General features: G+C 27.2%; 15 protein-coding genes. 3 read left to right on the forward strand and 12 right to left on the reverse strand.

From position 1 onward, the window contains the following. Window positions 1-49: 49 nt before the first annotated feature. From K0039_RS14275 to K0039_RS14295, 5 genes are all read right to left on the reverse strand, one after another. On the reverse strand, window positions 50-520 hold the full coding sequence (locus K0039_RS14275; protein WP_228105745.1) for a hypothetical protein: 471 nt from the start codon (window positions 518-520) through the stop codon (window positions 50-52). An 84-nt stretch (window positions 521-604) separates the two neighbouring features. Further along, complete coding sequence (locus K0039_RS14280; RefSeq protein WP_228105746.1) at window positions 605-1015, reverse strand: hypothetical protein; 411 nt, start codon at window positions 1013-1015, stop codon at window positions 605-607. Window positions 1016-1330: 315 nt separating this feature from the next. Next, window positions 1331-1519 carry an RING finger protein gene (locus K0039_RS14285; protein WP_228105747.1) on the reverse strand — a complete coding sequence of 63 codons (189 nt, stop codon included), beginning with the start codon at window positions 1517-1519 and terminating at the stop codon, window positions 1331-1333. A 149-nt stretch (window positions 1520-1668) separates the two neighbouring features. Beyond that, the gene (locus tag K0039_RS14290; protein ID WP_228105748.1) at window positions 1669-2943 is read right to left on the reverse strand and encodes a MerR family transcriptional regulator; all 1275 of its coding nucleotides are present in this window, start codon (window positions 2941-2943) and stop codon (window positions 1669-1671) included. Window positions 2944-3095: 152 nt separating this feature from the next. Beyond that, window positions 3096-3998 (reverse strand): LysR family transcriptional regulator, encoded by a 903-nt coding sequence (locus K0039_RS14295; protein ID WP_228105749.1) that lies wholly within the window; start codon window positions 3996-3998, stop codon window positions 3096-3098. A gap of 211 nt (window positions 3999-4209) precedes the next feature. Between K0039_RS14295 and K0039_RS14300 the strand changes: the two genes are divergently transcribed. Next, on the forward strand, window positions 4210-5376 hold the full coding sequence (locus tag K0039_RS14300; RefSeq protein ID WP_228105750.1) for an MFS transporter: 1167 nt from the start codon (window positions 4210-4212) through the stop codon (window positions 5374-5376). A gap of 282 nt (window positions 5377-5658) precedes the next feature. Here the strand turns inward: K0039_RS14300 and K0039_RS22025 are convergent, their stop codons facing one another. From K0039_RS22025 to nadE, 3 genes are all read right to left on the reverse strand, one after another. Then, window positions 5659-5793, reverse strand: a complete 135-nt coding sequence (locus tag K0039_RS22025) for a hypothetical protein (RefSeq protein WP_265589490.1) — start codon at window positions 5791-5793, stop codon at window positions 5659-5661. Window positions 5794-6043: 250 nt separating this feature from the next. Beyond that, window positions 6044-6760, reverse strand: coding sequence for a YebC/PmpR family DNA-binding transcriptional regulator (locus tag K0039_RS14305; RefSeq protein WP_228105751.1), 717 nt, complete (start codon window positions 6758-6760; stop codon window positions 6044-6046). Between the two features lie 126 nt (window positions 6761-6886). Then, complete coding sequence (gene nadE / locus K0039_RS14310) at window positions 6887-7642, reverse strand: NAD(+) synthase (RefSeq protein WP_228105752.1); 756 nt, start codon at window positions 7640-7642, stop codon at window positions 6887-6889. Between the two features lie 159 nt (window positions 7643-7801). Here nadE and K0039_RS14315 point away from each other — a divergent pair, with 159 nt between their 5' ends. After that, a complete protein-coding gene (locus tag K0039_RS14315) occupies window positions 7802-8170 on the forward strand; it encodes a sulfite exporter TauE/SafE family protein (RefSeq protein WP_018592117.1) in 369 nt (122 codons plus the stop codon). Beyond that, window positions 8170-8535 carry a sulfite exporter TauE/SafE family protein gene (locus K0039_RS14320; protein ID WP_228105753.1) on the forward strand — a complete coding sequence of 122 codons (366 nt, stop codon included), beginning with the start codon at window positions 8170-8172 and terminating at the stop codon, window positions 8533-8535. Before K0039_RS14315 ends, K0039_RS14320 begins: the two co-directional genes overlap by 1 nt. 41 nt (window positions 8536-8576) lie before the next feature. Here the strand turns inward: K0039_RS14320 and K0039_RS14325 are convergent, their stop codons facing one another. The 4 genes from K0039_RS14325 to K0039_RS14340 form a co-directional block, all read right to left on the reverse strand. After that, the gene (locus K0039_RS14325) at window positions 8577-10070 is read right to left on the reverse strand and encodes a tetratricopeptide repeat protein (RefSeq protein ID WP_228105754.1); all 1494 of its coding nucleotides are present in this window, start codon (window positions 10068-10070) and stop codon (window positions 8577-8579) included. Window positions 10071-10133: 63 nt separating this feature from the next. Then, entirely contained in the window at window positions 10134-10778 is a 645-nt protein-coding gene (locus tag K0039_RS14330) for a YigZ family protein (protein ID WP_228105755.1), read from the reverse strand. Window positions 10779-10851: 73 nt separating this feature from the next. Then, the gene (locus K0039_RS14335) at window positions 10852-11283 is read right to left on the reverse strand and encodes an NUDIX domain-containing protein (protein ID WP_228105756.1); all 432 of its coding nucleotides are present in this window, start codon (window positions 11281-11283) and stop codon (window positions 10852-10854) included. Between the two features lie 110 nt (window positions 11284-11393). Then, the gene (locus tag K0039_RS14340) at window positions 11394-12065 is read right to left on the reverse strand and encodes a HEAT repeat domain-containing protein (RefSeq protein ID WP_228105757.1); all 672 of its coding nucleotides are present in this window, start codon (window positions 12063-12065) and stop codon (window positions 11394-11396) included. Window positions 12066-12073 lie beyond the last annotated feature (8 nt).

Below are 12073 nucleotides of genomic sequence, written 5' to 3' on the forward strand. Positions count from 1 at the left end.
TACAATAATCTTTACATAAAAAAAGATTGGAACCTAAGTTCCAATCTTTTTAATCTTCCATCAAATCTTTATACAAATCTTCGTCTTCTCTATTTAAATACACATATCTAGTAACTATTTTTTCTTCATCGTCATGTTTATCTAATACTTTTATAGCATGATCATCTGTTACTACAGTAACAATATCATTTTCATATTCATCAAATATATTATTAATAACCTGTCTAAGTTCTCTCATACTTCCATCAAATAATTCTACAGAGTCTATACTTACATATTGCTCTTTTATACTACCTTCAAATGTAGTCATTAAAAAATATACTTTTTTACAGTGATTACAAGATGCTATTATCTTTTCTTCTCTTAGTATGTACGCCCCTGTCATGCCTTCTTCTGGCTTAATTCTAAGCTCCGATTCACTAACTTCTTTAAACAAAACTTTTAATTTTTCTTCTTCCTTGCAATCACATATTTTTCTTTTTAAATCCGTTTGTGTTAAATACTTTGTAACAGTAACCATATTTGTTATCTCCTATATTTTTATTCAGAAAAATAAAGGCATTAAGCCTTTATTAATAATTTTATCTACATATACAAGGCTCTACTACTTTTCCATAAATACATACTCTGATACTTTTAAATCTCCTTCTCTGTCATCTTTGATAAGTTTTGTTAAAAAATTTTCTGATTTTATTATTGATACAACTTCGTAAGAGTCATAGTTTTTTGTTATATTTTCTTTTATTTGAGGATATTTTTCTTCTATGAAATTTACTTTTCCTACTTCGTAGTTATCTCCACTTATATTTGATAAATGTTTCAAATTAAATCTATATGTACTTCCACATTTAGAACAAACAGCTATAATATCACTGTTAATTTCTTTAGTAGATTCCTTTTTATTTTCAATCATATTGGAATGGCAATATAATATTCTATATTTTTTACATTCTGAACATTTACATATCTTCTTATCTAAATCACTATTATAAATATATTTTGGTGTGTATAACATACGTTTTACCCCTTTCTATTTCCATGATTTTATTTTTATTCTAAACCTATGTATATGTAGCTCTTTATCGATGTAAAAAATTCACTTCTCCTGAGCAACATGTCAGCAAAACTCTTTATGTGGCCAACTAGATATCTTCACTACTACTTCAGATAAATCTGTTGCTCAAAATTTAATTTTTATGTCATTTCCTCTTTATACTATTGTATCATCATATTTTATAGTTTTAGGAATATTTTGTAATTTTTTATTGTTTTTATTCACAAAAAAAGCTAGATATTTTCCATATCTAACTTTTACATTATAAATTTATTACTATTTACTTTTATCATTATCAACTTCCTCTTTTTTGATTTTATTATGACAATATATACATTCTTCCTTTACCTCTTGCCAACATATCTTGTGGTAAATATTATCGCAATTTTCACATACAGTTAAATCTTCTTCACTCATTATTCTTCCACCGCAAACACTGCATCGATTATTTAGAACCTCTTTCATATAATCCCACCTCTCCTAATTAAATTATAATATTATTATTAAATATATATTAATATTTCTTTTATTTTAAACATAAAAATATACCTTAGATTAAAAATTATAATCTAAGGTATATTAGCTTATAGGAATATTATAAAAATCTATCTATTTTAATTTTCAATTATTCTTAAAAACCTATCTACATATCTTTTATCTAAATCACATAACTTATAATTTTCTTTAGATGATATTTTTTTTGCATTACTTTTATCTAAGGCTAACTTATCAAATATTTCTAGTTCTAAATATGTGTCATCAAAGTTACTTGTAGCTTGGTAAAGATCGATTGTTTTCTTATTTTTTAAGGTTATTTTATAATAAAAATCACCCTTATTGCCATGTAACAATTTTCTTTTGCCTAAAAAGCCAGTATTAATATTAGCAATATCCTCATATGCATACTCTACACCCAAAGGATTATAAAAATTGTAATCTATTATTTTATCTTTAGTTATGACAGTTATACCTGTAACACACATATATAATAAAACCAAATTTAACACTACAACCTTAACAACATTTCTTTTTATAAAACTGAATAAATTGTATGACCATTCATGTTCATCTGAATCTGATTTTCTTATTTTGTACAAAATAGCAATTATCATAATAAGTACTTCTATTTCAAATAAAAATATTGTATAGCTATATGGTGGTTTAAATACATACATTAAGTAATCATTTGGAACAAATATTTTAAACTGCAACCAATCAATACCTACAAATATTAATAAAGTTAAAATTAGCGCCAAAATAATACCTAATATATATCCAAATGTTCCACTTATTTTTTTATCTTTTTGCTGTAAGTAAGATTTCCAAATTAACGTAAGTATTATGGTTACTATTATTGATAAACTACCTTTAAACCCAATTGAACTGTAGTTTTTTTCTGCAATATCTAGATAAAACCCCAGTATTGGTGCCATTAAACTTATTGTAATTAATATTTGAAAAATCAAACTCCGTTGTGCAATTTTATCTAAATCAGATATAAGTTCTGCATATTCTCCATTATCTATGCACTCAATATCTTCTATATATTCATTTATATTTATGTCTTTCTTTTTATTTATATTTTTTAATAGATCTTTAATAGCATCTTCCTTACCTTCTATATTAACTTTATAATTTTCTAACTCTTTTATTTTTTCTTCCAATATACATTTTAGAGATATTTTCTTATTCTTAAGTTCCTTTATTTTATAAATTGGAATATCTAGTTTTAATAATAGTTTTATATATTTTAACTGTTCGATATTATCTTCATCATATTCTCTATCTAAATTAGAGTTTCTTTCTACAAAAATCAATCCTTCACTCTCATAAAAATAAATTGTATCTTCTGATAAACCCGTGGCTAACTCCACATCTTTAATCTCCATATTCTCTCCCCTTAAACATTTTGTTGAATATATTTATAAATAAATGATAAAAGTGTTATTTGGTCTAATATAATTAATAGTGTAATAGTAAAAAAAATCTAACAAATAAATTTACTAACCTATCATAGATAAAGTAACTAGACATATAGAAATCAACTATTATGATATTCATAAAATTCATTCATCATTCCATCAACAAAATCATTTATTTCACTATTCATATATTTTTTATTGATAGCTGCGGAGTATTTATATTTATGATTTGTATTTTTAATGTTGACAAAATTTATGTTTTCCAAATTAGTTTTAGATAAAGACTCCTTAGGTAATACAGCTATACCCTTATTTAAAAATACCATAAGTATAAGTTCTGAAAAAGAATCTGCTATATGTACTATATTTGGTTTAAATCCATCAATTTCAAAATTTTTTATTATCTCTTCATGATAGAACATGCTATATTCTTTTGAAAATATCACTATTTCCTCAGATGCTAAAGCTATTCCTTCTATCTCATCTACATCATTTAAATAATGATCATTACTAGTAATTGCAACCATATTACATTCAATAGTTTTAGCTATTTCAAATTCAGCTAACTTGCTTAATTCAACTAAATTTCCTAATATCACATGAAATTCATCAGTATAATTTTTTATTATAGCATTTGGTTTATCTTCCTTTATTTCTATATTTACATCTGGATTTTTTTTTATATAAGTTTGTAAAAATTTATAAATATAGCTATTTTTCATCTCTTCAGATAATCCAAGTTTTATCTTATACGTATATTTTTTATTTATGTTTTGTATTTCTATAATAGCTCTATTGTAATCATCTAATATATGTTTACATCTTCTATAAAATTTTTTACCTTCTAAGGTAAGTCTTGCGCGATAACCGCTTCTATCAAATAATACAATACCAAGTTCATCCTCTAAAGCCCTTATTTGTTGGCTAATCCCAGTTTGGGATATATTGCAATGAATAGCAGCCTGTGTAAAACTTTTATAATCTACACATGCAATAAAGTATTCTAATTTTCTTAAATCCATTTTATATCTCCACCTAATTCATTTTTATTATAAGTATTATATAGTCCATTACCCCCTTTCTATTAAAAAATATAAATGCTAAACATCATAATATTTTCTTATGATGTTTAGCATTTAATTGTATTATCTTTTTTTTGTTGTCTTATCTATAATTAGATACATCAAATAATTTTTAAGATTTGTAAATTCATAAAAGCTAGGAGTTAAAAAAATGAATAAAAAGAAAATACTATTAACATTAACTATAATTTTTATATCAGCGAATTTAAGAGGACCTTTAACTATGGTGGGTCCATTAATTCCATCTATGAAAGAAAGTTTTACATCCGGTAATTCAATATTTGGTATATTAACATCAATTCCGTTATTTGTATTTGGGTTAATATCAATAATCGCACCCAAATTAGATAATAAATTTGGTAAAAGAATTACAATTACAACAAGTTTAATTTTACTTTTAATTGGCTTAATAATAAGATCTTTAGGTTCAGTAAGTAATTTATTTATAGGTAGTATCTTAGTTGCTTTAGGAATAGGAATTTCTAATGTACTTTTACCTAGCGTCATCGTCGAAGGTGCTCCTCAAAAAGATGTTGGTAGATTAACAGGAACTTTTACAACAACAATGGGGTTATTTGGATCTATTGCATCTGGATTAAGTATTTTTCTTGCATCTATTGTAGGTTGGCAATTTGCACTTGAGTTTTTTGTCATAACAGTAATTATAGCTTTAGCTCTTTGGCTAACTTACAGTAAAACTGTAGAAGAAATAGAAAAAGAAGAACAACTAGAACCTGAAATTAAACTTTCATACTTATTAAAATCAAAGTTAGTTTCGGCAATAGCATTGTTTATGGGCTTACAGTCATGGATAGCATATGCATTATTTGCATGGGTTCCTTCTATATTAATTGATAGGGGTATGTCTTCAAACTTCTCAGCTCTAGCACTTATGATTATTCAATTATGTAGTATGCCAACTATGTATATTATACCAATTATTGCAGGTAAAAAGAAAACCCAAAGTATGTTTGTTGCAGTAACTACAATAATTTCATTTATTGGATGCTTATCTTTATTTGCAACTAATCCAATTATACTTACACTAGGACTAGTTTTAATAGGAATAGGACAAGGAGCTAGTTTAAGTTTTTCCTATTTATTCTTTACTGTAAGAACAAATAGTGCTAAAGAGACATCTTCATTATCTGGATTATCACAAACTATAGGATACTTTATTGCATCAACTGGTCCAATACTTTTTGGATATATTCATGATATAACTAATTTTTGGAGTAGTTCACTTATATTTATGTTATTTATTCATGTTATACTATTATTTGCTGGTATTCTATCGGGTAGAAATAAAAAGATTTAGAAATTTTCAACTGGCTCTCAAAATACATTAATTTAGATTTTAAGGTGATTTTTGCTAAACATCTTTAAATTTCAGTTCAGGAACTAGTTATATAGTTAATATAAAGTTAAAGCCATTATAATCCAAATAAATGGATTCTAATGGCTTTTTTGCTAGACACCTTTAAATATGCTTTTTTAAGAACTAGTTGAAAATATAAGTTTTTTATTTTATAGCACAATTATTCTGTGAACACTAAACAAATATATTTTCATTAAAATTTTTTCGGTTTAATTTGTCTTTTTACTTTTTTAATATAGCTTTTCTTTTATCTTTCCAATGACTTGTCTTTAAATAGTTTTTATAATCTTTATTTTTTATTAAGATTAAGTGATAATAATCTTCTAGTATACTCTTATTTTCATCAACTAATCTCATAAATATACTCTTTAATAATATTCTCTAATAACAAAAACACCCCCTTATTAATCTGTACATCTTAATTAAAAGTTTGTACATCATAAAAGAAAGTGTTTTGTATATTCCGTAATTAAGACAATGTATTCCATAATTATTTTATTAACATTTCATACATATTACTTAATTAACATTAATTTAAGCTATTTTTTGATATTCACAAAATATCTAAACGTTCATAACCATTGAAAATGCTACATTTCATTTATTATTATGCTTGTTCCCAGTTATGGAATACATTTTGTACATCATCGTCATCTTCAAGTAAGTCTATTAATTTTTCCATAGATTTAACTTGACCTTCTTCTGATAATACAGTTGTAGTTTGAGGCACTAATTTTACATCAGCAGATACGAATTCATATCCTTTTTCTACTAGTGCATCTTTAACCATATTGAAGTCTTCTGGAGTTGTTACAACTTCGAATCCGTCTTCTTCTGTTATTATATCATCTGCTCCAGCTTCTAAAGCATCATCCATAAGTTGATCTTCAGATATACCTTCAGCAGCTATTAATATTTGTCCTTTTCTATCGAACATAAACCCAACACAACCAGTAGTTCCTAAGTTACCACCATTTTTATCAAAGTAGTATCTCATGTTACCAGCAGTTCTGTTTTTATTATCTGTTAATGTTTCAACTATAACAGCTACTCCACCTGGTCCATATCCTTCGTAAGTGTTTTTGAAGTAGTCTTCACCTGCACCAGCTCCAGCACCTTTTGCTACAGCTCTACTTATATTATCATTTGGCATGTTATCAGCTTTAGCTTTATCTATAGCTGTTTTTAAAGCTGCATTGTATTCTGGATCTCCTCCACCTTCTTTAGCTGCAACAGCTATAGCTCTTGCATGCTTAGTGAATATTGCTCCTCTTTTAGCATCTTGTTTACCTTTTCTATTGATAATGTTACCTATACGACCCATAGTTCCACTCCTTATTTCTTATGTGTTTACCACATTAAAATTAAATGTTATTAACACCGTAAATTTTAACATAAAAAATCAAATTAGTAAATGTATGTACTTCTTATTGGAATTTTTATATTAAATTTAATCAAATATTGGTGGCTTAGGAGCAACTTGTCTCTTGTGCTCACTTATTCTATGAAGTCTATCTATTATTTCTAAGTCCTTCTGAGGAACCTCATCTCTTTTTCCTTCAACTACTTTATCTATCATATTATAAGTTGTCCCCATTTCATTTTCATCAGTTTGGCCTTCCCATAAACCTGCTGATGGAGCTTTATTTATTACATCTTCGTGTACACCAAGCTCTTTTGCCCATTCATAAACTTCAGCTTTTGTTAAATTTGCAAGAGGTACTAAATCTACTCCACCATCTCCGTATTTTGTAAAGTAACCCGTATGCACCTCTGCTGCATTATCTGTTCCTACAACTAAATATCCTAAATCATTTGCAACAGTGTATAATGCACACATTCTAACTCTAGCTCTTAAGTTTGAGTCTGCCGTTCTTTCTCCATCTGGATTAAATAAGTTTTTTTCTTTTAGTGCATTTAGCGCTATATTTCTAATTGCCATTTGTGGTTCTGTTAAATCAATATCTATATAATCAATCCCGCATCCGTCAATTACTTTAAGTGCATCTTCTCTATCTTTTGGATTGCTATTTATGCTCATTATAACACCTATAGAGCTATCCGGACATGCTCTCTTTATAAGGTTTGCAACTACTGCTGAATCTATTCCTCCTGAAACTCCAACTACTAATCCTTTGCAGTTAGCTTCCTTTACTTTTTCTCTTAGCCATTCAACAGTTTTTTTAATTTTTTCACTTCTGTTCATAATTTTGCCCCTTTCACTAAACATTTTTAAGTCTATTATAGCATATATCCTTATTATGTTTTGTATACATTATATTAAATAATCTTTTAACAGAATTTCATTATTTATTAAATAAAATTCCTGTTTTGGTTAAAACTAATTCAAGGTAGGTGAATTTTTATGAAAAAACAATCCACTCCTTTTAATATTAAAAATTCTGTAATAGGTTTATTTACTGGATTTATCAATGGTGTTTTTGGTTCTGGTGGTGGAACCTTATTAGTTCCCATACTAAATAATATTTTAAAGGTAGAAGAACATAAATCCCACTCTACTGCTCTTGCAGTAATTATATTTTTGTCTACAACTAGTTCAGTTATCTACATATCAAAAGGTACCTTCGATATAAATTTAACTGTACAAGCAGCTATAGGTAGTATAATTGGTGGGATTATAGGTGCAAAACTTTTAAATAAATTAAATGGGAAATTTTTAAGAATTGGATTTGGAGTAGTAATGATAATTGCAGCATGTAGGATGGTGTTTTAATGCTTGTTGGTATAATTGGATTTTTTGCTGGAATTATTGGTGGAATGGGAATGGGCGGTGGAACCATACTAATTCCCGCCTTGGTCTTATTTGCAAATATAGACCCTAAGTTGGCACAAAGTATAAACTTAATTTCTTCCATACCCATGACTATTGCAGCATTAATTATCCATATAAAAAATAAAAATGTAATATACGAGTTAGTACTTCCCATAGCAATATTTGGTATAGCTGCTGCCATAGGTGGCTCTTTATTGGCTGAATATCTAAATTCAGAAATACTACGAAAAGCCTTTGGAATATTTTTATTTTTCATAGGATTATATGAAGTAAAAAATGGTTTTTATGATAACAATAATAAATAAAAAAGGTACTATATCTTTTACAAGATTTAGTACCTAAAATTTTATTTTAAATCTTCTTCCAATTGAGATACCATAGCAAAATCTTTTATTGCTTCATCATAATTTCCCATATTACAATAGGCATCTCCTCTGTTTTGATATGCTTTTAAATCATCTGGATCTATTTCTATGGACTTTGTAAAATCAGCTATGGCATTATTATATTGTCTCAGTTCATAATATGCTAAACCTCTATAGTAATATGATATGGAACTTTTAAGCAAACCTAATGAAGAAGTGAAGTCATCTATGGCTTCTTCATATTCCTCAAGCTCTAAATTTACCATACCTCTTACATCATATATCCTAAACTCTTCAGAGTTGTATGCTAAAGCAGTAGTTAAATCTTTTTTAGCACCTTCTAAATCCCTTATTAGTGACTTAGAAGTACCTCTATTATAATAAATATTTTCATCTTTATAGTCTAATTCAATAGCTTTTGTAAAATCTTTTATTGCTTCTTCATGTCTTTCTAAATTATCTAAAGCAAAAGCCCTTTTATAATAAGCATTTGCATTATTATCATTTAAATATAACACTTCATTAAGATCTTTTATTGCTTCTTTGTAATTATCTATTTTTAAATTCACCAAAGCTCTACCATAGTAGGCTTGCTCATATTCATTATTCATTTCTAAAGCTGTATCAAAATATTCTATAGCCTCATAATATTCCTCTAATAAATAATAAGAAAAACCTGCATAATAATATACATCTGCAAAGTCTTGATTAATATCAATAGCTTCTTTATAATCTTTTAATGCTTCTTCATGCCTTTCTAAAAGTGAATAAGCAATTCCTCGATTATAATATAATCTATCATCAAACTTTTCTAACTCTATGGCTTTTGTAAAATCTCCTATAGCATCTTCATATCTAGTTATCCTACTATAGTTTCTTCCTCGATTATAATATGCACTAATATCGTTTTGATCCAAGTTTAAAGCTTTTGTATAAGAATCTATAGCCTTTATATATTTTTTTAATTTAGAATAACAAACACCCATATTATAGTGAACAACTTCATAATTTTCATCAATATCTATAGCCTTTTTATAATTTTGTATAGCGTCATAATAATAACCTTGTCGAGATAAACAAACTCCTTTACATCTATATGCTTCCTTATAATTGTTATCAAGCTGAATAGTTTTATCAAAATCTTTTATTGCTTCTTCATACATTTCAAACTTCATATATAAATTCCCTCTAAAATAGTATCCTATAGGTTCATCTTTATATGCTTCAATGATTTTATTCGCATAGTAGACTTTTTCATTAATCTCACTTTCTATATTTATATGATTTAAAATATCTTGAACAAATAATTTTTTTTCTAAGTAACTTACTTTTGAATTTAATTCTTTTATCTTGTTCTCTTTACTTCTCTCAGTAGAATGCTTATTAAATTTTCTTTTATTAATTCTTGTGACTATCATTATGACAAAATACATTAATAAATTGCATAGAATAATTAATACTATATTTTTTAACATAGCTCCCCCCAGTAATGTATTTTTTCATTTTAAATTAGTTTACTTAACTTTTTATAAACTAATTTATAATATTAATTCACCATCCTTTTCTGATAAATAGTCTTCATCTCCTAAACTTACATCTGCTGTTGCGCTTGTTATATCAATCATTCTTTCCTTTAATGATTGTACATCTTCAACTTTTGAGTATACTATTATTTCCACATCTTCTGAGTATATAGTATCCTTAACTGTAAAACCAAGATTCATTATTTCATTTTGTATTTTACCAAGTTGCGTGTACTCAATTTTAATCTTTACTTCAGTATATTTAACTTTTTCAATTACAATTCCTGCTTCTATACCTATTTTTGCACCTTTAGTATAAGCACGAACTAATCCTCCTGCACCTAATTTTATTCCACCAAAATATCTTGTTACAACCACCACCACATCTCTTAGATCTTCCTTTTTTATTACTTCTAAAGTAGGAATACCTGCTGTACCTTGAGGTTCGCCGTCATCACTATATCTTTGTATATTCATATTTTCCCCAACAGTATAAGCCCATACATTATGAGTGGCATCCTTATGTTTTTTCTTTATTTCATTAACAAACTCTATAGCTTCTTCTTCTGTCTTTATTGGTTTTGCATATCCTATAAATGTTGATTTTTCAACTATATACTGGTCTGATCCAAACTTATGTAATGTTTTATAGCTACTCATCAATTCCTCCTGTATTATAAAAAAGAAAGGGATTTACCCTTTCTTGAATTTTTCTATTTAATTATATTATATTTTACTTCGCAATTTCTGTATTACTTTTCTTCTCTTCTTTATATTTTTTATATGAAACATCAACTAACGCTTTTTCTTTGTTATGAGATAACATATCCATGGCATCTTTTATTTTGTAGAAACCACCATCTAAGAAATCTTCTCTTATTATGTATTCTGGGTTTTCAGCTTCCATTACGTACCAAACTATGGCATTACAAACTTGTTGTTTTCTACTTCTTGAGTAAAATTCATACATAGTATCTCCTGCTACTACTAATGGACAAGCCTCTACTCCTGTCTCGTTCTTTACTCTACTTACAGCGCTATCTGCTGCCAATTGACCTTCAATAACTTTTCCTTTTGGCAATGTCCATTCATGTCTATCATTTTTTAATAAAAGTACTTTATTTGCGTAAAAAACAACTCCACCTGCACAACGTCTTACTATCATTTTAAAACCCCTCCTATTAACCTTTGAATTATTTTTCATTACATTTTGTTAAATTATGGAGATAAATCTCTGATAACAATTAATTATTAAGTTGTCTGTTGCTGATACTGCTAAAAACTTTCTTCCTCAAGAGCTTTAATTGCTTCTTCATAAGCTCTTAATACATATTCTTTTTCGTGATTACTTTTTAATAATAGTTTTCTTAAAATTTGCAAACTATTATTGTTGCCAACTACAGATAAAGCTTTTGCACAATACTGTCTAGTCTGTGGATTAGAATCGTATAATCCTTTTTCTAAGCATGATCTACTTCTAGGTGACTGGATTTTTCTAATAGCTGAGTATGTAATTCTTCTAACATCTGAATGTCTATGCATTGTTAGAGAGTGCAATAAATCTAAATATTTTTCCTCTTTTAATTCCCCAGTAGTCCATATTAAAATTATTAGATCTTCAGCATTTTTTTCTAGCCTGATTCTTTTATAAAGCTCTCTTTTGAACTTTAATATCCTGTCTTCATCTAACCCTAATTCGTCAATAAAATCAAGTCTCTCAGGTTTCTCTAGCTCCAAATACTTATCTAATATGTCTTTAGAGCTTTCAATTTTATTCTTAGATACTGACTTTATCTCTAGTTTTGCCTTAATTAGTTGATCCTTTACTTCCATTGTAGGTATGTTTCTAATTTTACTTATTTGTGGTACTGTTTTGGATTCCTTATAAAGAAGATAGGTAATGAAGTGATCTTCAAGTTGGTCTATATTACTCCAATTTATATCCATTTTATTAC

The sequence above is a fragment of the Terrisporobacter mayombei genome (assembly GCF_020748465.1).
Classification (GTDB): domain Bacteria; phylum Bacillota; class Clostridia; order Peptostreptococcales; family Peptostreptococcaceae; genus Terrisporobacter; species Terrisporobacter mayombei.